Origin of the sequence: Streptomyces sp. NPDC049597 (assembly GCF_040675505.1) — a bacterium.
In the GTDB taxonomy this organism is placed as follows: Bacteria; Actinomycetota; Actinomycetes; order Streptomycetales; family Streptomycetaceae; genus Streptomyces.
Map to the genome: position 1 here is coordinate 15,917 of NZ_JBFAOY010000043.1, position 26,264 is coordinate 42,180.

The window sequence follows — 26,264 nt, forward strand, 5'->3', positions numbered from 1 at the left end:
CATGCGTGGATATCTGGCATCTTCGATCACCGTGGCGTGCGCGGCCGCGCTCGTCCTTCCGCTCTCGCTCACCTCCGGCGCTCTCGCCGCACCCCCTGGTGACGTTCCGGACGTCCTCGGCGGCACGCGGGGTGACGTCGCGGACGTCCTCGGCGGCGTGCGGGGCGACGTACCGGACGTCCCCGGCAGCACGCGGGGCGACGTACCGGACGTCCCCGGCAGCACGCGGTCGCTGCCGCTGCAGCCGCTCGGCACAGCGCCAGCCGACCGCGCGGTCCAGGCCCCGGTCCAGGGCCTGCCCCGTCAGGACGTGGAGCCGTTCTCCCTGGTCGGCATCGTCTGGGACGACGCGTCCGCACACCTGGACGGCACCGTCGAGGTCCGCACCCGCGGCATCGGCTCGTGGACCTGGTCCGCATGGCAGGAGGTCCAGACCCACAACGAGGACCACGCCGCCGACCCCGGCACCGCGGAGAGCCAGTCGGGCCGGGTGCGCGGGGCAACGGCGCCCCTGTGGGTCGGCGCGTCCGACGGCGTGGAGGTGCGGGTGCGCCAGTCCGACCGCCGAGCGGGCCGGCTGCCGGAGGGCATGCGCCTCGAACTCGTCGACCCCGGTGACGACCCGGCGGACACCGGGCCCATCACCTCTGGCCCCGGCGGCGAGGGTCCTGGCGGCGAGGGTTCCGGTGCCGAGGGTCCTGGCGGCGAGGGGCTCGGCGGCGAGGGTTCCGGTGCCGAGGGCTCCGAGGGGCGTGCGCCGGCCGGCGGACTGGAGATCCCGGCGCTCAACCAGCTGGACACGGAGGCGGAGGCCGCGGCGGCGGGCGACCTCGTGTTCGACGCCGTGACGGCCAAGCCCTACATCGGGCCCCGCCCGCGCATCATCACACGCAAGGGGTGGGGCGCGGACGAGAGCCTGCGCGAGCCGGACTTCGTCTACACGAACTCGGTGAAGGCCGCCTTCGTGCACCACAGCGACACCGGCAACAACTACAGCTGCCAGGAGGCGCCCTCCGTCCTGCGCAGCATCTACCGCTACCACGTCGAGAGCAGCGGCTGGCGCGACATCGGCTACAACTTCGTGGTCGACAAGTGCGGAAACATCTACGAAGGCCGGGCAGGAGGCGTCGCCAAGCCGGTGCAAGGCGCCCACACCCTCGGCTTCAACAAGAACAGCACCGGAATCGCCGTCCTCGGCTCGTTCAGTTCCTCCAATCCGCCGGCGGCCGCCGTGACCGCCGTGGCCAAGCTGACGGCGTGGAAGCTCGGACTGTACGGCGTCAACCCGAAGGGCAGGGTCACACTCGTCTCCGGGGGAAGCGGCAAGTACGCGGAGGGAACGAGGGTCACACTCAACGCCATCGCCGGACACCGCGACGGGTTCGACACGGACTGCCCGGGCGGCAGGCTCTACGGCAAACTCGGCACCGCCCGTACGGCATCGGCCACTTACCAGGGCCGCTGACCCGTACACCGGGGCCACGCGCGTCGTGACAGCGGCATCCCCTGCATAAACTGACCGGTCCCACCAGCGACCGTGCCGGCCCCAGCAGGAAGCAGAGACCGCGTTGAACCAGGCCCCAGAAGCGATTCTCCTGGTCGGAGGCAAGGGCACCCGGCTGCGTCCGCTGACCGTCCGCACACCGAAGCCGATGGTCCCCGCGGCCGGCGTCCCCTTCCTCACCCACCAGTTGGCGCGGGCGCGGTCCGCGGGCGTCGAGCACATCGTGCTCGCGACCTCCTACCTGGCCGAGGTGTTCGAGCCGTACTTCGGCGACGGCTCGGCGCTCGGACTGCACCTGGAGTACGTGACCGAGCAGGAGCCGCTCGGCACCGGCGGCGCGATCCGCAACGTCGCCTCCCGGCTGCGCTCCGCGCCCGAGGACCCCGTTCTCGTCTTCAACGGCGACATCCTCACCGGCCTCGACATCGGGGCCCTGGTCGACACCCATCGCGCGACCGGTGCGGACGTCTCCCTCCACCTCACGCGCGTGGACGACCCGCGCGCCTACGGCCTCGTACCGACCGACGACACCGGACGCGTCACGGCCTTCCTGGAGAAGCCGCAGACGCCGGAGGAGATCGTCACCGACCAGATCAACGCCGGCGCCTACGTCTTCCGCCGGTCGGTCATCGACGCGATCCCCGCCGGCCGGCCCGTCTCCGTCGAACGCGAGACGTTCCCGCAGCTGCTGCGTTCCGGCGCCCATCTGCAGGGAATGGTCGACTCCACGTACTGGCTGGACCTCGGAACGCCGCACGCCTTCGTGCGCGGCTCCGCCGACCTGGTGCTCGGCCGGGCCCCGTCCCCCGCGGTCCCCGGGCGGCGCGGCGACCGGCTGGTGCTGCCTTCCGCGCGCGTGGCGGCCGGCGCCAAGCTGACCGGCGGCACGGTCGTCGGCGAGGGCGCCGTGGTGGGCGAGGGCGCGCGCATCGACGGCAGCACGGTCCTCGCGGGCGCCGTCGTGGAGGCGGGCGCGATGATCGAGGCCTCGCTCGTCGGCGAAGGCGCGCGCATAGGCGCCCGTACGGTCCTGTCCGGCGTGGTCGTCGGCGACGGGGCGGTCGTCGGGGCGGACAACGAGCTCAGGGACGGCGCGCGGGTGTGGTGCGACGCGGTGCTCCCGGCGGGCGCGGTCCGCTTCTCCTCCGACCAGTAGCCTGACCGCATGGCAGGACGCTTCGAACCGGGCGCCGGCCGCGCGAGGGTGCGCGGCGGCGCGCCACGCGTACCCGCCGCCGTACCGCGTCAGGTCTCGGCCGCCCGCACACGCCGGTGGACACCGCCGTACCCCCTCGACCTGGGCCTGGTCCTCGGGCCGCTGCGCCGCGGGCCGGCCGACCCCACCTTCCGTACCACGCCCGACGGCTCCGTCTGGCGGGCCAGCCGCACGCCCGAGGGCCCCGGCACGCTGAGGGTCGCTCTCCGGGGCGGCACGGTGGAGGCCGAGGCGTGGGGCGCGGGCGGCGAGTGGCTGCTCGACCGGCTGCCCGACCTGCTCGGCGCGGCCGACACACCCGAGGACTTCACCCCGCGCCACCGCCTGGTCGCCGCGTCGCAGCACCGCCGCCCGGGACTGCGTCTGCTGCGCACAGGACTGGTGACGGAGTCCCTGATCCCGTCGATCCTGGAACAGAAGATCACGTCGGACGAGGCATACCGGGCGTGGCGGCGGCTGGTCCGCCGGTTCGGCGAGCCGGCACCGGGCCCGGACGAGCGGCTGCACGTCATGCCGGACCCGCGCGGCTGGGCGATGATCCCGTCCTGGGAGTGGCACCGCGCGGGCGTGGACGACAAGCGTGCCGCGACGATCCTGCGGGCGGTGAGGGTGGCGCGCCGCCTGGAGGAAGCGGCGGTGATGGAGCCCGAACAGGCCAGGGCAAGACTGGAGTTGATCCCGGGCATCGGCCCGTGGACGTCGGCCGAGACGGTGCAGCGCAGCAACGGCGCGGCCGACGCGGTGACGGTGGGCGACCTCCATCTGCCCCGGATCGTGGGCTACGCCCTGGCGGGCGACCGGAACGCGGACGACGCGGCGATGCTGGAGCTGCTGGCCCCTTACGAGGGCCAGCGCCACCGCGCGGCCCGGCTGATCCTCCTCTCGGGCCGCGTGCCGCCCCGCCGCGAGCCCAAGATGCGCCGGGTGGACATCGCGGCGTGGTGACCCCGCCGGGTGCGGCCCGCGTACTGTCGTGCCCCGGGCAAGGTCGCGGCCCGGACACAGACGGGCCCCGCGCACGGATCGGGCCCCGGGCACGGACGGGCCCGCGTACGGACTTCGCCGCGCCCCGCGCATGGACGGGCCCGGCGCATGGACGGGCCCCCGGCACGCACGGGCCCCGGGCACGCACGGGTCCCGCGCCCGCACGGGCCCCGCACGGACCGGGCCCCGCACGGGGGCGTGACCCGGTCCCTCCGACCGGGGGCTACCGCACCTCGATGAACGACGCCGCGTCCCGTGCCGGCCGTGCCGTGGGCGCGGCCGCCGGGTGACCGATCGCCACCGCGCCCATCGGGTCCCATGCGGACGGCAGCCCCAGCACCTCCCGCACGACCTCGCGGCAGAACATCGTCGACGACACCCACGCCGAGCCCAGCCGCTCGCCCGCGAGCGCGACCAGGAAGTTCTGGATGCCCGCGCCCACCGCGGTCACGAACATCTCGCGCTCGGCGGTGTCCCGGCGTTCGTCGCCGTACGCGTGCGCGCCCTCGGCCACCAGGCAGGGGACCGCCAGGTAGGGTGCGCGCCGCAGGACGTCCCCGCGCCGTACGCGCCTCGCGATCGCCTCCTGCGACGCGCCGTCGCGCCGCAGATCCGCGACCCACGCCTCGCGCATCGCGTCGAGGAGACGGACGCGGGAGGACTCGGACTCCAGCAGGACGAAGCGCCACGGCGTGGTGTGGTGCGGCGCGGGCGCCGTCACCGCCGCCGCGACCGCGCGGCGCACCGCCCCGCCGTCCACCGGCTGGTCCGTGAACGCGCGCACCGTACGCCGCTGGGTCACCGCCTCGCGCACCGCCTCGGACGTCCCGAGCCGGAACATGTCGTCGGCCGCGCCCCGTACGAGCGCCCGCGCACCGGGGCCGGCCTCGTCGACCACGTGCGCCAGTCCCCGGACGACGGCGACGGGCAGCCCCTCGGCCTTGCCCTTCACCAGGTCGCCCGCGGCGGCGAGTTCGTCGGCCGTGGCGACCACGGTCGCGGTCAGCGGGTTGCCGTACGCGTCCGTGCCGCCGCGCAGGTCGTCCAGCACGCGCACTCCCGCCGCACCGATCGCGACGTCGGTCAGCCCGCTGCGCCACGGCCGCCCGGACGTGTCCGTGACGATCACGCCGATGTCGACGCCCAGTTCGTCGCGCAGCCCCTCGCGGATCGCGCGGGCCGAGGCGTCGGGGTCCTCGGGGAGCAGGAGCACGGTGCCCGCGGGCGTGTTCGAGGCGTCGACCCCCGCCGCGGCCATGACCAGGCCCTGGCGGTTCTCGACGATGCGCAGGGCCCCCCGGCGCGCGACCACCCGCACCGTCTCGGCGTCGATGGCCGCCTCGCGGTCCGCCGCCTCGACGATCCGGCCCTCGGCCTTGCTGACGATCTTCGAGGTGACGAGCAGGACGTCGCCGTCGACGAGTCCGGGCGCGGTCGCGGCGATCAGCTTGGCCAGGTTGTCGCCCGGCCGGACCTCGCCGATGCCGGGCAGCGCCCAGACCCGGTAGGAGGGCGAGCTCACCCCCGTACCTCCTCGGCCAGCGCCAGGGCGGCGCGGGCCATCTCCGCGGTCGCGTCGGTGTCGGTCATCATCAGCGGCACGGCGCGGCAGCGGATGCCCGCCGCCTCGACGTCGGGCACGGCGGCCGTGTCGACCGTGTCGACGAGCCAGCCGTCGAGCAGCCCGGAGCCGTAGTGCCGGGCGACTGCCGCCGCCGTCGCCTCCACGCCCACGGCGGCGAGCACCTTGTCGGCCATGCCGCGCACGGGCGCGTCGCCGACGATGGGGGACAGGCCCACGACCGGTACGCCCGCCTCGGCGATCGCCTCGCGGATGCCGGGCACGGACAGGATGGTGCCGATGCTGACGACGGGGTTGGACGGCGGGAAGAGGACGACGTCCGCCTCGGCGATCGCCTCCAGCACGCCGGGCGCCGGCTTGGCCTGCTCGGCGCCGACCGGCACGACGGCCTCGGCCGGCACGGACGCCCGCAGCCTGACCCAGTACTCCTGGAAGTGGACGACCCGGCGCTCTCCGTCGAGGGTGACGGCGACATGCGTCTCGACGCGGTCGTCGGACATGGGCAGCAGCCGTACGCCCGGCCGCCACCGGTCGCACAGCGCCTCTGTGACGGCACTGAGCGGGTAGCCGGCGCCGATCATCTGGGTGCGGACGATGTGCGTGGCGAAGTCGCGGTCGCCGAGCCCGAACCACTCGGGTCCGACGCCGTACTCGGCCAGCTCGTCCTTGACCCGGAACGTCTCGTCGCTGCGTCCCCAGCCCCGCTCCTCGTCGATGCCACCGCCGAGGGTGTACATCACGGTGTCGAGGTCGGGGCAGACCTTCAGCCCGAACAGATGGATGTCGTCGCCGGTGTTGCCGATCACCGTGACGTCCGCCTCGGGCGCGGCCTGCAGGAGACCGCGGAGGAAACGGGCGCCGCCGATACCGCCGGCCAGAACCACAATGCGCATGCGCCCATCTTGGCAGGCGCGCCGACGGCCCCTCAGACGGGAAGGGACTCCTGCGCGCACCGGGCCGAGGTGTGCATGGGCATCTCGGTCAGGCCCGGGTAGTACACGTGCAGGCTGACGGCCGGCTCCAGGGAGTCGTTGACGACCTCGTGGACATAGCCGGGGGCGAAGACGCGCTGCGCGCCCGCGGCCAGGGACCGCTCGCCGCCCTCGGTGCGCTCGGTGAGCCGGCCGTCGAGCACGGTGAGCACGCCGGAGGAGGCGCCGTGGCCGTGCAGGCCGCTGCCCTGGCCGGGGACCCAGCTCAGCAGCCAGACCTCGTAGCCGGGGCCGGTCTGCAGGCGGTGGTACCAGCGGGAGGTGGCGTCGTACTCGACGAGGTGCTCCCAGCGCGCGCGGTCGGCGGCGATGGAGCGGGCGAGCCCGGCGAACTCGGCCACGGTGGCGGGGTGCTCGCGGGCGGGCTGGAGCAGGTGCTGGACGGCGAGGATGTCGCCGGCGATCTGGAGGTCGCTGTCGCTGTTCATGGGTGCGGGGGTTCCTCGGCAGGAAGTGCTGGGGTGTCGCAGAGCAGGCAGTGCAGGCAGTGCAGGGGCGATGCGAGAAGAAGCTGGAGCTCGTGGGCGTCAACAGCTGGAACAGCAACAGCAACAGCGCGTCTGGACAGCGCGGCGGAACCCGCGGAGGCGGGTCGCGTGGGGCGCTGAGGTCGCTGGCATGGGATCAAAGGTGACTGTTCCCCTTACCCAATGTCAACCCAATGCCCGATTTGGCGGCAATGTTTCATCACATCCGGTTACGGCGAACGGAGAAAGGTTTGTGCGGTCGCGGACCGGGAGACATGCGGCAGCAACCGTTCTCGCAAACGCCGTTGAGGCGCCGTGACCGTACTGTGATCCGGATCGCTTCGATGGCTGGATCGCAACATGATCGACGTTTGCGACGTCTACCCCTTGCGAGGGGGTGCGTGTGGAGCAGGCCGCTGGCATGTGTCAGTTTTTTGGTGATTTGAACACTTTCCGCATAGCCTTGGTTCCGCAGAGTGAATACCGGGCTCAATAGCAGATCGTGGCTTGACTGGCCCGGAGCCACACACTTGTAATTTCACTCGTGTCGTTCGGCCGAAAACGATCGCGGCAACATCACGGGGACGTAAAGACAGACGAGGGGCGCACATGACCGAGCTGTTCCAACAACTGCTGGTCGAGGACGCGGACGAGGAACTCGGCTGGCAGGAGCGCGCGTTGTGCGCCCAGACCGATCCCGAGTCCTTCTTCCCCGAGAAGGGCGGTTCCACGAGGGAGGCCAAGAAGGTCTGCCTCGCCTGCGAAGTCCGCTCCGAATGTCTTGAGTACGCCCTCAACAACGACGAGCGATTCGGAATCTGGGGCGGCCTCTCGGAGCGCGAGCGCCGTCGGCTCAAGAAGGCGGCGGTCTGATCGCCGGCCGGCAGCACTCGGCCAAAAAGTACAACCGACCACAAAGTAGACGGTCCGTCGTCTGTGCCCGTGCACAGGCGGCGGACCGTTCACATGTCAGCCGTTAGTGTGGGGCCCCGTCCGTGACGCACCAACGCCCCTTCGGGGCGACCCTGGCCGGAGGACCCGTACCTCAATGTCCGCCACCACCGCCGCGTTTGTCCCGGCACACGCGCCCGAGTTCCCGCGGCACGTCGTCACTGCCGTGCTCGTCTCCCACGACGGCGCACGCTGGCTGCCCGACGCCCTCGCCGGACTGCTCGGCCAGGAACGCCCCGTGCAGAACGTCGTGGCCGCCGACACCGGCAGCGCCGACGACTCGGCGCAGATGCTCACCGACGCCCTCGGCGCCGACCGCGTCCTGCATCTCGCCCGGCGCACCGGCTTCGGCGCCGCCGTCGACGAGGCCGTCCGCACCGCCGGGGTGCTCACCCCCGACGAGCTGCCCTACCTGAAGCGGCCCAGCGGCTGGGACCCCGTCACCAGGACCTGGCGCGACGAGGCGTACGACATGCCCGAGCTGCCGCACGGCGAGCCCGTGCAGTGGCTGTGGCTGCTCCACGACGACTGCGCACCCGAGCCCACGGCACTGGCCGAGCTGCTGCGCGTCGCCGACTCCGACGCGTACGCCGCGGTCGTCGGCCCCAAGCTGCGCGGCTGGTACGACCGCAAGCAGCTCCTCGAAGCGGGCGTCTCCATCGCCAACAGCGGCCGCCGCTGGACCGGGCTGGACCGGCGCGAACAGGACCAGGGCCAGCACGACCAGATCCGCTCGGTCCTCTCCGTCTCCTCCGCGGGCATGCTCATCCGCCGCGACGTGTACGAGGAGCTCGGCGGCTTCGACCGCAGGCTGCCGCTGATGCGCGACGACGTGGACCTGTGCTGGCGCGCCCACGCCGCCGGGCACCGGGTCCTGGTCGCCCCCGGCGCCGTCCTGCGCCACGCGGAGGCGGCCGCCCGCGAGCGGCGCACCGTCGACTGTGTGGGCCGGTCCGTCGCCAGCCCGCACCGCGTCGACAAGGCCGGCGCCGTCTACACCCTGCTGACCAACACCCGCGGCGCCGCCCTGCCCTGGGTCCTGCTGCGCCTCGTGGTCGGCACCCTGCTGCGCACCCTGGCCTATCTCGTCGGCAAGGTCCCGGGCCAGGCCGTGGACGAGGTCATGGGTCTCTTCGGCGTCCTGCTGCGGCCCGAGCGACTCCTCGCGGGCCGTCGCAGACGCGGACAGCGGGCGGTCGACGCCAGGGAGCTGCGACCGCTGTTCCCGCCGCCCGGAGCGACCGTCCGCGCCACCGTCGAACAGGTCGTCTCGGACCTCGGCGGCTCGGGGGCCGACTCCGGCGGCTCACGGCACGGCGTCGTCGAGTCGGGGCCCGGCGACGACGACGCGGACTTCCTGGAGGTCGAGCAGTTCGCGCGGCTGAAGAAGATCGCCCGCAAGCCGGGGCCGCTCCTCTTCGCCGTGCTCCTCGTCGTCTCCCTCGTCGCCTGCCGCGGCCTGTACGGCGGCGGCGCGCTGGCCGGCGGCGCCCTGCTGCCCGCACCCGCCGACGTCTTCGACCTGTGGAGCCGTTACGCGGACGGCTGGCACCCGGTCGGCACCGGCGGCACCCAGACCGCACCCCCCTACCTCGCGGTCCTCGCCGTCCTGTCGGCGCTGTTCCTCGGCTCCACCGGGCTCGCCCTGACCGTGCTGCTCGTCTGCTCGGTCCCGCTCGCCGGCCTCACCGCCTACTTCGCGTCCCGGCCCGTCGTCGAGTCCCGCGTGCTGCGCGCCTGGGCGAGCATCGCGTACGCCTTCCTGCCCGCCGCGACCGGGGCGCTCGCCACCGGACGGCTCGGCACCGCCGTCCTCGCGATCGTGCTGCCGCTCGTCGCCCGGGCCGCCGTGGCCGCACACGGACTGCGGATCAAGGGCGGCGGTCGCGGCAGCTGGCGGGCCACCTGGGCGTACGCCCTGCTGCTCACCTTCACGATGGCCTTCACGCCCGTGGTGTGGCCGCTCGCCGTGCTCACCGGCATCGCCGTGCTGGTCCTGCGCCGGAACGACATCACCGCCTACGCCCTGCGCTTCCTCGCTGCCGTCGGCACCCCGATGCTCGTCCTCGCTCCCTGGTCGCTCTCCCTGCTGACCAGCCCCTCCGGGTTCCTGCGCGAGGCCGGTCTGGAGTTCGGCAGCGGCTCGGCCGGCGCGCTCGACCTGCTCGGCATCAGCCCCGGCGGCCCCGGAGCCGCAGGGGGCGTCCTGATGCTCGGCATCGTGCTGGCCGCGCTCGCCGCCCTGCTGCGCGAGGAACGGCAGTTCGCCATCCGCGCCTCCTGGGCCGTCGCCCTGGTCGCCCTGGTCCTCGCGGCCCTGACCAACGGCTCCGGCTGGGCCGGGCCCGCCACCCTCGTCTACGGCATCGCGCTGCTGTCCGCGGCCGTGCTCGGCGCCGAGGGCGGTCGCACCCGCGTCGCCGCCCAGAGCTTCGGCTGGCGGCAGCCCGTCGCCGCCCTGATCGCGTTCGCCGCGGCGCTCGCACCCGTCGCCGCCGCGGCCGGCTGGATGATCGACGGCGCCGCGGGCCCGCTCACGCGCCGCGACCCGGTCCAGGTGCCCGCGTTCGTCGCCGAGGAGAGCGACACCCGCGACCAGCCCCGCACCCTCGTCCTCGGCGGCACCTCGGCCGCCAAGGTCTCGTACACCCTGGTCCGCGGCTCCGGCGGCCGGCTCGGTGACGCCGAGCTCGCCGAGGCGGGCGGCGGCGACACCCGCCTCGACAAGATCGTCGCGCACCTGGTCGCCGGCTCCGGCGCCGACCAGACCGACCAGCTCAGCGGCTACGCGATCCGCTACGTGCTGGTGCGCGACGGAGTGCCCCGCCAGACCAGCCGCGTCCTCGACGCCACACCGGGCCTGAGCCGGCTCAGCCAGCTCGACGGCAGCGCGCTGTGGCGTGTGGACCGCCAGGTCGCCCGCGCCACGATCGTCGACGGCAGGAGCGATCCGCTGCCCGTCGCCTCCGACGCCGTCGAGGCGCACACCGAGATCCCCGCAGGCGGCTCCGGCCGCGTCCTGCGCATCGCCGACCGCGCCGCCGAGGGCTGGCAGGCCACGCTCGACGGCCGCGCGCTGAAGAAGACGACCGTCGACGGCTGGGCACAGGGCTTCGAACTGCCGGCCGAGGGCGGACGGCTCGACCTGACCTACGAGGACCCGGCGATCCACACGGCGTGGATCTGGGCTCAGGCGTTCCTCGCGCTCGTCCTGGTGGTGCTCGCGCTGCCCGGCCGTCGCCGGGAGATCGACGACGACCTCCCCGAGGAGGAACTCGCCGTTCCCCTCCAGCCGGAGGCCGGCGAGGGCCGCAGGGCCCGCCGGCTGCGCGCCCAGGCCGAGGCCGAGGCGGCGGCCGTCGAGGAGAGCCCGCCCGGCCCCGATGCGTACGCCCAACAGCCCGACGTTCCCGCCCCCTTGGCCACCGGGCAGGACGAACAGGCAGCTCCCTACGCGGCGGTTCCCCAGCAGGGTCACGGCGACTGGCAGACCCAGCAGCCCTACGGCGACGGCAGCTACGCGTACGGCGCCGAGCAGTACCCGGGCGGCCAGTACGTCGGCGAGCAGCCCTACGGCTCCCAGCAGCCCTACGGCGACGGCGCGTACCCGCAGCCCCACCAGGGCGGCCCGTACGGGACGGAGTCCTACGGCGGCGAGCAGTACGAGCAGTACCAGGGCGGACACGGCCACGACCCGTACGGATACGGCGAGCAGTACCCCGACGGCGGCCCGTACCCCGAGCCGCCCGCCCAGGCCCCCGGCACGACGCGAGGCGAGTCAGAGTGAAGCGCACGACCATCTCCCTGATCGCGGTGACCACCGCCCTCGCGGCGGTCACCGGATTCGCCTCGCTGACCGTCCCGGACGGCACCGAGCCGACGCGCGGCGACCTCGCGCTGCCGCTGCCCGTGGAACGCTCCAGCCTGCTGTGCCCGGCACCCAGCAGCTCCGAGATCGCCGAGACCCGCTACACCTCGTTCACGCCCGTGCGCAAGCAGAGCGGCGGACAGAAGGACGCCGGCGCTCCGGCGGACTCGGCCGAACTGCGGCCCGCGGCCGCTGTGCTGGACGACACCGACGCCGCGCCGGCCAAGGACGGGAAGAAGAAGGACGCGGACAAGGAAGCGGACAAGGACGGAGCGAAGAAGCCCGCCCCGGACAAGCCCGTCGTCGCCGTGAAGGAGCCCGGCAAGCCGGTCTCCGCCGAGACGGACGGCGGCGAGGCCCCCGCCCTCGTCGGCACCGCCACCGGCTCCCTCGCCCCCGGCTGGACCACCCAGCAGACGACGTCGGTCACCGCGGGCAGCGGCCGGGGGCTGCTCGGCGTCAGCTGCACCGGAGCCGACACCGACTTCTGGTTCCCCGGCGCCTCCCTCGCCGAGGGCCGCCAGGACTACGTGCACCTGACCAACCCCGACGAGACCGGGGCCGTGGCCGACATCGAGCTGTACGGCAAGGACGGGGCGCTCAGGACGACGCTCACGGAGGGCATCCCCGTCCCGGCCGGCTCCAGCGTCCCCGTACTGCTCCCGACGCTCACCGCCGACAAGGCGGACGAGGTGACCGTCCACGTGACCACCCGCACCGGCCGCGTGGGCGCGGTCGTACGGGCCGCCGACGAGGACGACGGCAGCGACTGGCTCGCCGCCTCCGCCGATCCCGCCGGCACCGTCGTACTGCCCGGCATCCCGTCGGACGCGACGTCGGTGCAGCTGGTGGCCTTCGCCCCGGGTGACGACGACGCCGCGCTGAAGGTCCAACTCGCGGGCCCCACCGGGACGATCACCCCGGCCGGACACGAGTTGCTGAACGTGAAGTCCGGGATGACGGCGAGCGTCGACCTCGCCGACATCGCCAGGGGAGAGGCCGGCTCGCTGATCCTCAGCCCCGCGGAGGAGGGACGCGCCACGCCCGTCGTGGCGGCGCTGAGGGTGGTGCGCGGCAAGGGCGAGGAGAAGGAGATCGCCTTCGTCCCCGCCGCCGCGCCGGTCGGCGAGCGGGCCACCGCCGCCGACAACCGCGCGAAGGGCTCGGTCCTCTCGCTCACCGCCCCCGGCAAGGCGGCCGAGGTCAGGGTCACGGCGTCGGCGGGCACGGAAGGCGGCGCACAGGCCGTCAAGACGTACTCGGTGAAGGCCGGTACGACCCTGGCGATCACGCCGCTGGTGCCGGCCGGGCTGAAGGGCTCCTACGCGATCACCGTCGAGACGCTCTCGGGCGGACCGGTGCACGCGTCGCGCGCGCTGGAGATCGCGGACGACGGCATCCCCATGTTCACGATCCAGAACCTGTCGGACGACCGCGGCACGGTGGTCGTCCCGGAGGCGGAGCAGGACCTGTCCGTGCTCGACGACTGACGATGCGCGACGGGCCCGCGCGCCGCGGCGGGCGGGCCCACGTCGTCGTCGGTCGCTCATCCGGCGGTGGTGAGCCCGGAGCGCCGGCGGGAGGCCGGTCAGTCCTGGCCGTAGCGGGGGTCGACCGACTCGGGCGAGAGGCCGAGCAGTTCCGCGACCTGCTCGACGACCACTTCGTGCACCAGCAGCGCCCGTTCGTCGCGGCTTTTCGTCCGGATCTCGACGGGCCGGCGATAGATCATGATCCGCGCCGGGCGGTCCTTCGCCGCGGGCTCCGCACTGCCGAGCGGCACCGAGTCGTCCGGCGAGCCCGGTACGTCCAGGACCAGGAAGTCGACATCGGCCAGCTGCGGCCAGTGCCGCTCCAGGCGCTCCACGGAGTCCTGCACCAGGTCACGGAAGGTCTCCGAGCGGCTGGCGGCCAGCGGGACCTGCGGCGGGGCGACGGGCCCGCGCATGCCCCGGCCGTGGCGGTCGCGGCGGCGCGGTCTCGGCTCGGTCGGGCGGGGCGGTACAGGACTGTCCATCACCGACGCAGGGTAACTCTCCCGCGCGAGCCGCGACCGGCGCGCGGGCCCCGGCGACACCGCTTGTCGCCAATTGACCATTCCGGCCAAGGTTCGGCTCGATTGCGCGATCCGGGAGATCGGTGATCTCGGCGCGACTGACTTTATTCACCCCAAGTCGTGACCGGCTGCTGTGCGGCCGTCGTCCGTGTGGTTCTCTTTCCGTGCAGGTCAGGCCAGTTGCAGGAACAGCCGTTTTGTCGGATGTCACACCACGACACGGGGGAGTGACCTGGTGGAGAGTCGTCGCAGCCCGCTCAAGAGTGCGGTACCGTCCAACGTCGTGAGCCCTGTACGTCGCTGTTCGCGCACCGCGTGCGGCCGCCCTGCCGTCGCGACACTGACGTACGTCTATGCCGATTCGACTGCGGTCCTCGGCCCGCTCGCCACCTACGCCGAGCCCCACTGCTACGACCTGTGCGCCGAGCACAGCGAGCGGCTGACCGCTCCGCGCGGCTGGGAGGTCGTGCGGCTCACGGACGGCTCGGCCCCGCCCCGCCCCAGCGGCGACGACCTCGAAGCCCTCGCGAACGCGGTGCGGGAGGCGGCCCGGCCCCAGGGACGTACCGCCGAGGCAGGCGGACAGGGCGGCCGCCGCTCGGCGGACCCGATGGAGGTCGCGCGCCGCGGCCACCTGCGGGTGCTGCGCTCCCCGGACAACTGACCCGCACCTCTCCCGCGCCCGCCGGCCCCTCGCCGCCCCTGCCCGGCCGCTCCCGCCCGCTCCGCCTCTTCCGCGCGGCCGCGCCCTCCGGACCGCCGCCCGGACGCCTTCCCGGTCTCCCACCGCCTCCTCAGCGCACTGTGCTCCGGCCAACTGGCCCCCGCAGCCGCCCGCTTGACCGGTGACTGCCGCGTCGGCCGCCGCGCCCGGCACGTACGGCACGCTGCCCGGCCGGACGCGCCGCAGCGGATCACATCCCGGAAGCCCGGTCCGGGCACGAGGCGCGCACGTCCGGCGGGTAGTTTGATGCGACCGCCAAGACTTCAGGAGGATTGGGCCGTGGCTGCTGATCTGTCGCAGATCGTGAAGGCGTACGACGTCCGCGGAGTGGTGCCGGATCAGTGGGACGAGCAGGTCGCCGAGCTCTTCGGCGCCGCGTTCGTCCAGGTGACCGGCGCCGACGCGATCGTCGTCGGCCACGACATGCGGCCGTCGTCGCCCGGCCTGTCCGGCGCCTTCGCGCGCGGTGCCGCCGCACGCGGCGCCGACGTCACCCTGATCGGCCTGTGCTCGACCGACCAGCTGTACTTCGCCTCCGGGCACCTGGGGCTGCCCGGCGCGATGTTCACCGCGTCGCACAACCCCGCGCAGTACAACGGCATCAAGATGTGCCGCGCCGGTGCGGCGCCCGTCGGTCAGGACACCGGCCTCACCGACATCCGCGACCTCGTCACCGCCTGGTCCGCCGACGGCGCGCCCGAGCCGGCCGCCCGGCGCGGCACGCTCACCCGGCGCGACACGCTCGCCGACTACGCGGCCCACCTCCTCTCGCTCGTCGACCTGTCCGAGATGCGCCCGCTGAAGGTCGTCGTGGACGCGGGCAACGGCATGGGCGGCCACACCGTCCCGACCGTCTTCGGGTCCCTGCCCCTCACGCTCGTCCCGATGTACTTCGAGCTCGACGGCACCTTCCCCAACCACGAGGCCAATCCCCTCGACCCCGCGAACCTCGTCGACCTCCAGGCCCGCGTCGTCGCCGAGGGCGCCGACCTCGGCCTCGCCTTCGACGGCGACGCCGACCGCTGCTTCGTCGTCGACGAGCGCGGCGAGGGCGTCTCGCCGTCCGCGATCACCGCCCTGGTCGCCTCCCGCGAACTGGCCCGGCACCCGGGCGGCACGGTGATCCACAACCTGATCACGTCCTGGTCGGTCCCGGAGGTCGTACGCGAGCAGGGCGGCACGCCGGTGCGCACCCGGGTGGGGCACTCGTTCATCAAGGAGGAGATGGCCCGCACCGGTGCCGTCTTCGGGGGCGAGCACTCCGCGCACTACTACTTCCGCGACTTCTGGAACGCCGACACCGGCATGCTGGCCGCGCTCCACGTGCTCGCGGCCCTCGGCACGCAGGACGGCCCCCTGTCCCGGCTGGTCGGCCGGTACGACCGGTACGCGGCCTCCGGCGAGATCAACTCCCAGGTCGACGACCAGGCCGGCCGGTCGGCCGCGGTACGGGCCGCCTTCGCCACCCGCGAGGGCGTGACGACCGACGAGCTGGACGGCCTGACGGTGACCACCGGCGACTGGTGGTTCAACCTGCGGGCCTCCAACACCGAGCCGCTGCTGCGACTCAACGTCGAGGCCCGGGACGAGGCGCTGATGACGAAGATCCGCGACGAGGTCCTCGCGCTCGTCCGCGCCTGAGCCCGCCCGCCGGCCTGCCCCGAGCCGCCCGGCCGCGTCGGCGACGCCCGCCAGCCGGCACGCCCCCGGCGCGCCGGACCGCCGGGGGCGCGGCCAGAACGAGCCTCACCCCGCTTCCCGGCGGTAGGCTGACGAGGCCCGATCCGCAAGACCGTGACCGCACGTCCGGCGCGCCCGAACCGCAGCCCGGACCTGTGAGACGCCCGAAGGGACACCGCTGACATGCCGCTCGAAGCCGGCCTCCTCGAGATCCTCGCCTGCCCGGCGTGCCACGCGCCGTTCGACGACCGTACGGCGGCCGAGACGCCCGAGCTGGTCTGCACCGCCGCGGACTGCGGTCTGGCCTACCCCGTACGGGACGGCATCCCGGTCCTCCTGGTCGACGAGGCCCGCCGCCCCGCATAGCGCGGTCGTCCCGCCGCGCGGGACCGGCCCTCACAACCGACACATCCCCCGCACGCGTACGGCGATCGGAGGCCCCACCCCATGCTCGACGAGTCGCTCCTCGACGCCCCGGACGCTCTCGCCCGCATCGACCACCGAGGCCTCCTGCGCGGCGCCGCCGAGGCCGGGGCGCGGGTACGCACCGCGGCCCGGCACGCGGCCGAGGCCGGAGTCGCCGAGCTCACCCCCGAGGGACGCCCGCGGGTGGTGCTCGTCGCCGGGCCCGGCACCGCCGCCGTCGGGGTCGCCGACCTCATCGGCGCCCTCGCCGGGGCGTCCGCCCCGGTCATCGCGCTGCGGCCCACGGGCGTGGCCCACGCCGCGGGTGCCCTGCGCTGGGCCCTGCCCGGCTGGGCGGGCTCGCTGGACCTGCTGCTGGTCGTCACCACCGACGGCAGCGAACCGGGCCTCGCCCTGCTGGCCGAGCAGGCCTACCGGCGCGGCTGCACCGTCGTCGCCGTCGCCCCCCGCACCTCCCCGCTGTCCGAGGCGGTCGACGGTGCCCACGGACTGGTCGTCCCGATGGCCACCGCCCCCTACGAGCTCTACGAGGAGGGCCAGGCGGCGAGCCCCGCCGCCCTGTGGGCCCTGCTGACACCGCTGCTGTCCCTCCTCGACCGCGTGGGACTCCTCGAAGCGCCCCCCGAGACCCTCGCCAAGGTCGCCGACCGGCTCGACCGCACCGCCGAGCGGTGCGGTCCCGCCATCGCGACGTACAGCAACCCGGCCAAGACGCTCGCCGCCGATCTGGCCGACAGCCTGCCCCTCATCTGGACGGAGGGCGCGGGCGCGGCCCCGGCGGGCCGTCGTTTCGCCGCCGTCCTCGCCGAGCTCGCCGGTCTGCCGGCCCTCGCCGCCGAGCTTCCGGAGGCCTTGCCCGCCCATGGCGTGCTCCTGGTCGGGGACTTCGCGGCGGGGGCGGACCCCGAGGACTTCTTCCGTGACCGGGTCGACGAGCCGCAGGCGCTGCGGGCCCGCGTCGTCCTGCTGCGCGACCGGCCCGCGGGCGGACTCACCGCCGCACCTGCCGCCCGCGAACTGGCCCTCGGCCACGACACGCCGATCAGCGAGCTCGAACCGGAGGACGGCTCGGAGCTCGAGTCGATCGCCGAGCTGCTCGCCGTGACGGACTTCGCCGCCGTGTACCTGTCGCTCGCGGAATCGGGCGCCCGCGGCCCGGTCGACCAGCCGTAGGCGATCTCGCGCAGCGGACACCCGCCGGACACCGGGCGTCCGCCGAACCGACGCCCCGCGTACGGGAGCCCGCCGTATCAAGGGCCGACGAACCGGAGCCGGTGCCCCGCAGCCGGCCGTACCGCCCGCACACAGCCGTACCGAAGAAGGACCGGGAAGCCCATGGATCGCCTCGCCAACACCGTGCGCCCCTACGCCTGGGGGTCCACGACCGCCATCCCGGAGCTGCTCGGCGTCGCTCCCACCGGCGAGCCGCAGGCCGAGATGTGGATGGGCGCGCACCCCGGCGCGCCGTCCCACGTCAGCCGTGGCGGCGAGAAGGCCCGGCCGCTCTCGGAGGTCATCGGCGACGCACCCGAGCGTGAGCTCGGCGCGGCGGCCGTCGCCAAGTTCGGCCCCCGGCTGCCGTTCCTGCTGAAGCTGCTCGCGGCAGGCGCTCCGCTGTCCCTCCAGGTCCACCCCGACCTCGCCCAGGCGAAGGCCGGATACACCGCCGAGGAAGAGGCCGGCGTTCCGCTCGACGCCCCGCACCGCACCTACAAGGACGCCAACCACAAGCCCGAACTCATCTGCGCGCTCACGCCGTTCGACGGCCTGTGCGGCTTCCGCGCCCCCACCGAGGCGGCCGACCTGCTCGCCGGTCTCGACGTGGACTCCCTCAAGCCGTACGTCGACCTGCTGCACGCCCACCCCGAGGAGGCCGCCCTCCGCGAGGTCCTCACCGCCGTACTGACCGCCGACCGTGAGGAGATGGCGGCCACGGTCCACGAGGCGGCATCCGCCGCCGAACGGCTCGGCGGCCCCTACGCCCCGTACGCCTCCATCGCCCGCCACTATCCCGGTGACCCCGGTGTCATCGCGGCGATGCTGCTCAACCATGTCCGACTCCAGCCCGGCGAGGCCCTGTTCCTCGGCGCCGGCGTCCCGCACGCCTACCTGACCGGCCTCGGCGTCGAGATCATGGCCAACTCGGACAACGTGCTGCGCTGCGGACTGACGCCCAAGCACGTCGACGTACCCGAACTGCTGCGCATCGTCCGCTTCGAGGCGACCGACCCCGGTGTGCTGCGCCCCGAGCCCTCGCCCACGGGCGAGGAGGTCTACGAGACCCCGATCGACGAATTCCGCCTCTCCCGCTTCGTGCTGGCCGCCGACTCCGCGCCCTGCGACCTGACGGCCCCCACCCCGCAGATCCTGCTGTGCACCGCGGGCGGGGTGACGGTGGGTGAGCTGGCGCTCCGGCCCGGCGAGTCGGCCTTCGTACCGGCCGGGGAACCGGTGCGGATCACGGGCACCGACGGCGGCCCGGGGACGCTCTTCCGCGCCACTGTGGTGGCCTGAGGCAGCGCTCCTTCGGGGTGCTGCAACAATGGCGCACCGCAAAGGCCGGGCAAAGCCCGGAAGGAAGCGATCGACGTCAGTACGAAGGGACACCCGGCACACATGAGCGCGTCAGGCGGCACCAAGGCGATCGTGGCGGCACTCGCCGCCAATCTCGCGATCGCGGCAGCGAAGTTCGTGGCGTTCCTCTTCAGCGGGTCGTCCTCGATGCTCGCCGAGAGCGTCCACTCGCTGGCCGACTCCGGCAACCAGGGACTCCTGCTGCTCGGCGGCAAGAGGGCCCAGCGCGAGGCCACCCCGCAACACCCCTTCGGCTACGGGCGCGAGCGCTACATCTACGCCTTCCTCGTCTCCATCGTGCTCTTCTCCGTCGGTGGCATGTTCGCCATCTACGAGGGCTACGAGAAGATCAAGCACCCCCACGAGATCACGGACTGGTACTGGCCGATCGGCGTCCTCGTCTTCGCGATCATCGCGGAGGCGTTCTCCTTCCGCACCGCCATCAAGGAGTCGAACGAGCTGCGGGGCAAGCTGAGCTGGCCGCAGTTCGTCCGCCGCGCCAAGGCCCCCGAGCTGCCGGTCGTCCTGCTGGAGGACCTCGGCGCGCTCGTCGGTCTGATTCTCGCCCTGGTCGGCGTGAGCCTGGCTCTCACCACCGGCAACGGCGTCTGGGACGGCATCGGCACCCTGTGCATCGGTGTCCTGCTGATCGTCATCGCCGTCGTGCTCGCCGCCGAGACGAAGTCCCTGCTGCTCGGCGAGGCCGCGGGCACGGAAGAGGTCGACAAGATCAAGGCCGCCCTGGTGGACGGCGACGTGGTCACTCGCATCATCCACATGCGCACGCTGCACCTGGGCCCGGAGGAACTGCTCGTCGCGGCGAAGATCGCCGTCCGGCACGAGGACACGGCTGCCGAGGTCGCCGCGGCGATCGACGCCGCCGAGAGCCGCATCCGCGAGGCCGTGCCGATCGCGCGCGTGATCTACCTGGAGCCGGACATCTACGACGAGTCCGCGGCGACGGGTGGCGACCGCGGCAAGGCGCCGGGCGGCTCCGACCACTGAGCCGCTGACAGCAAGGGGAACGGCCCCGGACCGGTGAGGTCCGGGGCCGTTCCCGTTGAACCGCTTTCGCGTTACGGGGTGTACACCGGGGGCGGGCCGTACGCGGCCCGGCGCCTGCGTCCGACCAGCCACCCGGCCAGCCCGCAAGCCGCTCCCACCAGCCCGGCCACCACCGCGAGCACCATGGCCGCGCCGAGCGCGAGCGGCACGTTCGCGTCGTCGACGATCCGGCCCTGCACGGCCGTGAACGGCACGGACCCTCCGCCCGACTCGTCGTCGAAGGACCGGGAGTCGCGGGAGTTGCCCCGGTTGTCCCCGAGCATGTACAGCCGGCCCTCGGGGACGGTCGCCTCGAAGGGCATCCCCGCGACGGGGTCGGCGTCCCGGACGTACGGCTCCGGCAGCGGCTTCCCGTTGACCGTGATCGGCCCGCCGTCGACGCGGCCCACGACCCGGTCGCCGCCGACGCCGACCACGCGCTGGATCACGGGCAGGTCCCTGTAACGGGCCGGCATCCGATAGAGCACGACGTCCCCACGGCGCACCTGCGAGCCGTCGACCCTTTCGTAGAAGAGCCGCTCACCGACGCCGTACGTCGGACTCATGCTCTCGCCCGCGACCGTGACCCCCGCGTAGTTCGCCCGGAACGTCAGCAGCGAGCCCATGAACAGCGCCACGCCCAGCGGCACCAGCACCCATCCGGTCATCCGCAGACCGCGCCCCGGTCTCCCCGATCCCAATGTCGTCCCCTCCCCGGACCAGCAGTGCCCCCGGCGACCGCCGTCGAGGGCGGTGCGGGCGCCGCGCGAAGTGCGCGCGGCGCCCGACCCTACGGGACGCCGGTCCCCGGGCCTCGCACAGCATCGGTCTCGTGATCGTGCGGATGCTCCCGCCGGTCCCGGAGTCCCGCCGATTCCGGAACCAGCCAGGACCGACAGCGGACCCGGACGGATCCGGAAGCCCCGGAGCGAGCCGTAGCATCGTGCGCGGATTCCAGCCACATCACAGGCGCTGAAATCGCTGTCGGGTCAGGCCCGGAACCGCTGAATCTGGCCGGAACCAGGGCCCGGGCGGGCTGGGGTCGACTGGGCTGATCGGTGTAGATTCGTAACCGGTCAGACGTCGCTGCTGATGGCGGTCGGGCGGTCCCGCGCGGACCGGCCGAGGGAGAGAGGGCCTCCGACGGACTGTCCTGCGGACTCCCGGGCATTCGTATGCCCAGGCCGCCGCAGAGCAAGCCGTACCCACCCTCGACCCGAACCACGAGGAGCAGCTCGCATGTCGACTGTCGCCAACGGCCAGGACTTCAAGGTCGCCGACCTTTCCCTCGCCGCCTTCGGCCGCAAGGAGATCACTCTCGCCGAGCACGAGATGCCCGGCCTGATGTCGATCCGCAAGGAGTACGCCGCCGCCCAGCCGCTGGCCGGCGCCCGCATCACCGGCTCCCTGCACATGACCGTGCAGACCGCCGTGCTGATCGAGACCCTGGTCGCCCTCGGCGCCCAGGTCCGTTGGGCCTCCTGCAACATCTTCTCCACCCAGGACCACGCTGCGGCCGCCATCGCGGTGGGCCCCAACGGCACCCCCGAGAACCCGCAGGGCGTCCCCGTCTTCGCCTGGAAGGGCGAGACGCTGGAGGAGTACTGGTGGTGCACGGAGCAGGCCTTGACCTGGCCGAACACTCCCACCGGCGGCCCGAACATGATCCTCGACGACGGTGGTGACGCCACCCTCCTCGTGCACAAGGGCGTCGAGTTCGAGAAGGCCGGCTCGGCCCCGGACCCCTCGACCGCGGACAGCGAGGAATACGGCCACATCCTGACCCTCCTCAACCGCACGCTCGCCGAGAACCCGCAGAAGTGGACGCAGCTCGCGTCCGAGATCCGCGGCGTGACGGAGGAGACGACGACGGGCGTCCACCGTCTCTACGAGATGCACCGTGAAGGCACGCTGCTCTTCCCGGCGATCAACGTGAACGACGCCGTGACGAAGTCGAAGTTCGACAACAAGTACGGCTGCCGGCACTCGCTGATCGACGGCATCAACCGCGCCACCGACGTCCTCATCGGCGGCAAGACGGCCGTCGTCTGCGGCTACGGCGACGTCGGCAAGGGCTGCGCGGAGTCCCTGCGCGGCCAGGGCGCCCGAGTGATCATCACCGAGATCGACCCGATCTGCGCCCTGCAGGCGGCCATGGACGGCTACCAGGTCACGACCCTCGACGAGGTCGTCGAGACGGCCGACATCTTCGTCACCACGACCGGCAACAAGGACATCATCATGGCCTCCGACATGGTCAAGATGAAGCACCAGGCGATCGTGGGCAACATCGGTCACTTCGACAACGAGATCGACATGGCCGGTCTGGCCCAGGTGCCCGGCATCGTCAAGGACGAGGTCAAGCCCCAGGTCCACACCTGGACCTTCCCTGACGGCAAGGTCCTGATCGTCCTGTCCGAGGGCCGACTGCTCAACCTGGGCAACGCCACCGGACACCCGTCGTTCGTGATGTCCAACAGCTTCGCGGACCAGACGCTGGCCCAGATCGAGCTGTTCACCAAGCCCCAGGACTACCCGACCGACGTCTACGTGCTCCCCAAGCACCTCGACGAGAAGGTGGCCCGTCTCCACCTCGACTCCCTCGGCGTCAAGCTCACCACCCTGCGCCCGGAGCAGGCGGAGTACATCGGCGTCAAGGTCGAGGGCCCGTACAAGTCGGACCACTACCGCTACTGATCACCACCGCGACACCGATCACCTCCGATCGTCACTGATCTGATCGGTCCGGATCTGATCGCCGGTCCGCCGCCGGAATCCTGCGGCGGACATGACCGGTACCAGGCAGGCCCCCGCACCCCCGTGTCGGGGGCCTGCCCCTTACCTCTCCTCGAACGGTCCGGTCAGGGCGTGTCGCCACGCCGCCGAGCCTCACCGCACAAGGACACTCACGCCCCCATGCCCCGCGGCCGCTATTCGCTCCACGATCCGCACGATCACACCCCCCTCGGTGAAGAGCACTTCCAGTGCGCCCCCGGCCCCTCCGGCTGGCGCTACGTCTCCCGCACACTCACCCCCTCCGGCGATGAGGCCGGCACCGTCGACCTGGCCATCGACGAGCTCGGCCGCCCCATCCGACTCGAACTCCACGCAGCGGGCTGGCAGGTCCGAGGCGCCGCCCTGGACGGCGTCACCTGGGTCCGGACCGACCCCTCCGGTGCCCATGCCACGGAAGGCAATGTGCGCGCCCACGCCTTCACCGGCACTTCCCCCGCCTTCCTCGTCGCGACCGCCCGCCTGCTGCGTCTCACCCCCTCCGCCCACGCGACCCGCGTACGCATGGTCGCCTTCACGGACCCGGTCCTCGCCCCCCGCACCGTCGACCAGTCCTGGGCCCTGATGAAGAGTGAAGCGCACGCCACTGACAACGGACCCCTGACGGTGGACGAATACCAGGTCAGCGCCCTGGACACGGGCGAGCAGCACACCGTCCACATCGCCGGCGACGTGGTCCTCGCGGCGCCGGGCATCGAGCTGGAAGACCTCGAAAGCCCACCGTCGGTCTTCCCCTGATGGCGGGCTCTGCTGCGGCGGGGCCTCGGACCACCGGCCCCCACACGGGGAGGCCGATCGGTCGGGCGGGGGTCAAGCGGGCGGTACGAATCCGGTCGACGACGGCAGCTTGACGTCGACGGGCTCCGGATGCCCAGCCGCACCCCTCGGGACAGCCGCACCCGCCGCCGCCACTCCGGCACCGGTGCCGGCCGCCAGGCCGGGACTCGCCCAGGAAGCATTGCCCCCACCCGAACCGGATTCGGCGGATCCGTGCCCTGCGGATCCCTCACCCGAACTCCGGCGCCCTTCGCTGCCCGGCCCGACGTGAGCGGCCGGCTCCGGTCCCGGGCCGATACCCGCCCCGGTCGTGTCCGGCCCCGCCGTGTCTTGCGCTCGTGACGGCTCCACCGCACGCGCCTCCGCGGCCGCAGCGGCACGGTCGCCGGCCTCGGCGGACCTGGCCGCCGAGGCGAAGGCACGTCGCGCATCGCGTGCCTGCCGCTCGTTCACCACAGCCGCCAGATACGCGGCGGGCGGCACACCCTCGGGCGCCGGCGTCCCCGTACGCGCCGCCAGGTCGCCCGCGAGCCGCTGCGCCATGGACCAGCTCACGGCGGAGTCCAGCTGCCGCATGCGCGTCAGGTACTGGCGTATGGCGAGCCACAGATCATCCGGCACACCGGACAGATCGAGCCCGGAGAACCGTCCGACCAGCCACGGTGGCGGCGGCGGCACCACCAGGGCCGCTCGGGCAGACGGCACCCTCTCCCGTACCACCAGCGTCCCGGCGAAGACGTCGCCGATGCGCCGCCCCCGCGCCGAGACCAGCGAAGCGATACACGCGATGACCCCGAACGTCATCAGGATCTCCACCACGCCTATCGCCCCGCGCACCAGGGCGTGCCGGAAACGGATAGGCCCCCCGTCGTCCCGCACGACCCGCAGCCCGCAGGCCAGCTTGCCCAGCGACCGCCCATGGCTGAGGGTCTCCACGGCGATCGGCGCACCCACGAGCACCAGCAGGAACGTCGCGATCGCCACAGCCATGACCGCGGCCTCGTCCAGAGACGCGGTGGCCACCGCCAGCCCGATCGACACCAGCAGGTAGGCCGTCCACACCACCACCAGGTCGATCACGGTCGCGAGCGCACGGCTCGGCAACCTCGCAGGCTGCAACCCCAGTACGACCGCGTCCCCCGTCACAAGCCCGCTCACCGCTGCCACCCCTCGTGTCTCTCGACCTTCCCTGCCCCTTGATTCCTCAGTCTGCCAAGCTGACCGACAGCGCGCCGCAGTAGTACGGACCGTACGCACCCAGTGCCTGGAGCAGCAGCCGACCATGGACCTCGACGTCTTTGTCACCGCCCACCGCGCAGAGTGGGACCGCCTCGACCACCTCCTGCGCAGGGGAGGCCATCTCACCGGAGCCGAGGCCGACGAACTCGTCGCCCTGTACCAGCGCACGGCCACGCATCTGTCCCTTGTCCAGTCCAGTGCCCCGGACCCGGCGCTCACGGGCAGGCTCACCCAGCTCGTGGCGCGCGCCCGTGCCACGGTCACCGGCACCCGGCGGTCCGGCTGGCGGGACGTCGTCACCTTCCTTGCCGCGGGCTTTCCGGCGGCGGTCTATCGATCCCGTCACTGGTGGATACCGACAGCTGTTCTCTCCACGTTGCTCGCGGCCGTGATCGGCTGGTGGATCGGAGCCCACCCCGAGGTCCAGTCCACGATCGCCGCTCCGGAGGAGCTGCGGCAGCTGACCAAGCCGGGCGGGGACTACGAGACGTACTACTCCAGCCACCCCGCGGCGTCGTTCGCCGCCCAGGTCTGGACGAACAATGCCCGTGCCGCGGCCATGTGCCTGGCCCTCGGCGCGTTCCTGTGCGTCCCGGTCATCTGGATCCTGTTCGTCAACGTGCTCAACCTGGGGGTCGGCATCGGCCTGATGGCGTCCGCCGGCCGCCTCGACACGTTCCTGGGCCTGATCCTTCCGCACGGGTTGCTGGAACTGACGGCGGTCTTCGTCGCGGCGGGCACGGGTCTCCGGCTGGGGTGGACCGTCATCGACCCCGGTCCGCAGTCGCGACGGACCGCTCTTGCCCAACGAGGACGGGCCGCGATCGGGATGGCCATCGGCCTGGCCCTGGTCCTCTTCGTCTCCGGTGTGATCGAGGCGTTCGTGACCCCGTCCGGGCTCCCGACGTGGGCCCGGATCAGCATCGGGGTGGCCGCTGAGCTGGCGTTTCTGGCATACGTGTACGTCCTCGGCGGGCGAGCCGCCCGGGCCGGCGACATGGGCGACGTGGATGAGGCGGACCGGAGCGCGGAGCTGCCGTCCGCGGCATGAGGGGCGGATGTGCAGAGAGGCCCCGTGACCTGCTAGTCTCCTCTTCGCCCACCGGACCCGTTGACACGGGAGCAGTGGGGAGGTAGATTCAGACAGTTGCCTGGGCTGGACAGGTTCGGGCGTGAACATCTAGAGTCTCTCTCGCTTCCGCCGGGATCCGATTCCCGAGAAGCCATTCCGAATCTTTATCCGGATCAGCACGCCGATTTGGTCGGCTGAAATGCTTCTGATAAAGTCGGGCCCGCCGGAAAGGGAAGCGCGAAAGCGAAGAACTGGAAAGCACCGAGGAAATCGGATCGGAAAGATCTGATAGAGTCGGAAACGCAAGACCGAAGG

At 72.9% G+C, this 26,264-nt stretch carries 21 protein-coding genes; 15 read left to right on the forward strand and 6 right to left on the reverse strand.

Going from position 1 to position 26,264, the window contains the following annotated elements; genetic code table 11:
- The first annotated feature begins 1 nt into the window (after nt 1).
- The 3 genes from AB0K02_RS30695 to AB0K02_RS30705 all read left to right on the forward strand — a co-directional run bounded on the left by AB0K02_RS30695 (nt 2) and on the right by AB0K02_RS30705 (nt 3,665).
- On the forward strand, nt 2-1,465 hold the full coding sequence (locus AB0K02_RS30695) for a peptidoglycan recognition protein (protein WP_365995846.1): 1,464 nt from the start codon (nt 2-4) through the stop codon (nt 1,463-1,465).
- Nucleotides 1,466-1,568: 103 nt separating this feature from the next.
- The gene (locus AB0K02_RS30700) at nt 1,569-2,660 is read left to right on the forward strand and encodes an NDP-sugar synthase (protein ID WP_365995847.1); all 1,092 of its coding nucleotides are present in this window, start codon (nt 1,569-1,571) and stop codon (nt 2,658-2,660) included.
- 9 nt (nt 2,661-2,669) lie between these two features.
- Nucleotides 2,670-3,665, forward strand: coding sequence for a DNA-3-methyladenine glycosylase 2 family protein (locus AB0K02_RS30705; protein WP_365995848.1), 996 nt, complete (start codon nt 2,670-2,672; stop codon nt 3,663-3,665).
- 262 nt (nt 3,666-3,927) lie between these two features.
- On the opposite strand, the gene AB0K02_RS30710 is transcribed toward AB0K02_RS30705, so the two are convergent.
- The 3 genes from AB0K02_RS30710 to AB0K02_RS30720 are packed head-to-tail and all read right to left on the reverse strand — an operon-like array spanning nt 3,928 to nt 6,706.
- A complete protein-coding gene (locus AB0K02_RS30710; protein WP_365995849.1) occupies nt 3,928-5,226 on the reverse strand; it encodes a coenzyme F420-0:L-glutamate ligase in 1,299 nt (432 codons plus the stop codon).
- The gene (cofD, locus tag AB0K02_RS30715) at nt 5,223-6,179 is read right to left on the reverse strand and encodes a 2-phospho-L-lactate transferase (protein WP_365995850.1); all 957 of its coding nucleotides are present in this window, start codon (nt 6,177-6,179) and stop codon (nt 5,223-5,225) included. The genes AB0K02_RS30710 and cofD overlap by 4 nt, the downstream gene beginning before the upstream one ends.
- Before the next feature lie 32 nt (nt 6,180-6,211).
- On the reverse strand, nt 6,212-6,706 hold the full coding sequence (locus tag AB0K02_RS30720) for a cysteine dioxygenase family protein (protein WP_365995851.1): 495 nt from the start codon (nt 6,704-6,706) through the stop codon (nt 6,212-6,214).
- Between the two features lie 648 nt (nt 6,707-7,354).
- Between AB0K02_RS30720 and AB0K02_RS30725 the strand changes: the two genes are divergently transcribed.
- The 3 genes from AB0K02_RS30725 (at nt 7,355) to AB0K02_RS30735 (ending at nt 13,054) form a co-directional block, all read left to right on the forward strand.
- On the forward strand, nt 7,355-7,618 hold the full coding sequence (locus AB0K02_RS30725) for a WhiB family transcriptional regulator (RefSeq protein WP_018846780.1): 264 nt from the start codon (nt 7,355-7,357) through the stop codon (nt 7,616-7,618).
- 175 nt (nt 7,619-7,793) lie between these two features.
- Nucleotides 7,794-11,483: a glycosyltransferase gene (locus tag AB0K02_RS30730; RefSeq protein ID WP_365995852.1), complete on the forward strand. Its 3,690-nt coding sequence runs from the start codon at nt 7,794-7,796 to the stop codon at nt 11,481-11,483.
- Complete coding sequence (locus AB0K02_RS30735) at nt 11,480-13,054, forward strand: DUF5719 family protein (RefSeq protein WP_365995854.1); 1,575 nt, start codon at nt 11,480-11,482, stop codon at nt 13,052-13,054. Before AB0K02_RS30730 ends, AB0K02_RS30735 begins: the two co-directional genes overlap by 4 nt.
- A gap of 98 nt (nt 13,055-13,152) precedes the next feature.
- Here the strand turns inward: AB0K02_RS30735 and AB0K02_RS30740 are convergent, their stop codons facing one another.
- Entirely contained in the window at nt 13,153-13,581 is a 429-nt protein-coding gene (locus AB0K02_RS30740; RefSeq protein WP_365995856.1) for a metallopeptidase family protein, read from the reverse strand.
- Between the two features lie 274 nt (nt 13,582-13,855).
- On the opposite strand from AB0K02_RS30740, the gene AB0K02_RS30745 reads away from it, so the two are divergent.
- From AB0K02_RS30745 to AB0K02_RS30770, 6 genes are all read left to right on the forward strand, one after another.
- Nucleotides 13,856-14,284: a DUF3499 domain-containing protein gene (locus AB0K02_RS30745; protein WP_365995857.1), complete on the forward strand. Its 429-nt coding sequence runs from the start codon at nt 13,856-13,858 to the stop codon at nt 14,282-14,284.
- A gap of 339 nt (nt 14,285-14,623) precedes the next feature.
- A complete protein-coding gene (locus tag AB0K02_RS30750) occupies nt 14,624-15,985 on the forward strand; it encodes a phosphomannomutase/phosphoglucomutase (protein WP_365995858.1) in 1,362 nt (453 codons plus the stop codon).
- Between the two features lie 222 nt (nt 15,986-16,207).
- Entirely contained in the window at nt 16,208-16,390 is a 183-nt protein-coding gene (locus AB0K02_RS30755) for a Trm112 family protein (RefSeq protein ID WP_365995859.1), read from the forward strand.
- Between the two features lie 81 nt (nt 16,391-16,471).
- Nucleotides 16,472-17,623, forward strand: coding sequence for an SIS domain-containing protein (locus AB0K02_RS30760; RefSeq protein WP_365995860.1), 1,152 nt, complete (start codon nt 16,472-16,474; stop codon nt 17,621-17,623).
- A gap of 162 nt (nt 17,624-17,785) precedes the next feature.
- Nucleotides 17,786-18,964, forward strand: coding sequence for a mannose-6-phosphate isomerase, class I (gene manA / locus AB0K02_RS30765; protein ID WP_365995861.1), 1,179 nt, complete (start codon nt 17,786-17,788; stop codon nt 18,962-18,964).
- 102 nt (nt 18,965-19,066) lie between these two features.
- Nucleotides 19,067-20,029, forward strand: a complete 963-nt coding sequence (locus AB0K02_RS30770; protein WP_365995862.1) for a cation transporter — start codon at nt 19,067-19,069, stop codon at nt 20,027-20,029.
- Between the two features lie 71 nt (nt 20,030-20,100).
- Here the strand turns inward: AB0K02_RS30770 and lepB are convergent, their stop codons facing one another.
- Complete coding sequence (gene lepB, locus AB0K02_RS30775; protein WP_365995863.1) at nt 20,101-20,736, reverse strand: signal peptidase I; 636 nt, start codon at nt 20,734-20,736, stop codon at nt 20,101-20,103.
- 571 nt (nt 20,737-21,307) lie between these two features.
- Between lepB and ahcY the strand changes: the two genes are divergently transcribed.
- Complete coding sequence (ahcY, locus tag AB0K02_RS30780) at nt 21,308-22,765, forward strand: adenosylhomocysteinase (protein WP_365995864.1); 1,458 nt, start codon at nt 21,308-21,310, stop codon at nt 22,763-22,765.
- 219 nt (nt 22,766-22,984) lie between these two features.
- Nucleotides 22,985-23,599, forward strand: a complete 615-nt coding sequence (locus AB0K02_RS30785; protein WP_365995865.1) for a hypothetical protein — start codon at nt 22,985-22,987, stop codon at nt 23,597-23,599.
- Nucleotides 23,600-23,671: 72 nt separating this feature from the next.
- On the opposite strand, the gene AB0K02_RS30790 is transcribed toward AB0K02_RS30785, so the two are convergent.
- Nucleotides 23,672-24,796 (reverse strand): RDD family protein, encoded by a 1,125-nt coding sequence (locus tag AB0K02_RS30790; RefSeq protein WP_365995866.1) that lies wholly within the window; start codon nt 24,794-24,796, stop codon nt 23,672-23,674.
- A gap of 124 nt (nt 24,797-24,920) precedes the next feature.
- On the opposite strand from AB0K02_RS30790, the gene AB0K02_RS30795 reads away from it, so the two are divergent.
- Nucleotides 24,921-25,928, forward strand: a complete 1,008-nt coding sequence (locus tag AB0K02_RS30795) for a stage II sporulation protein M (protein WP_365995867.1) — start codon at nt 24,921-24,923, stop codon at nt 25,926-25,928.
- Nucleotides 25,929-26,264 lie beyond the last annotated feature (336 nt).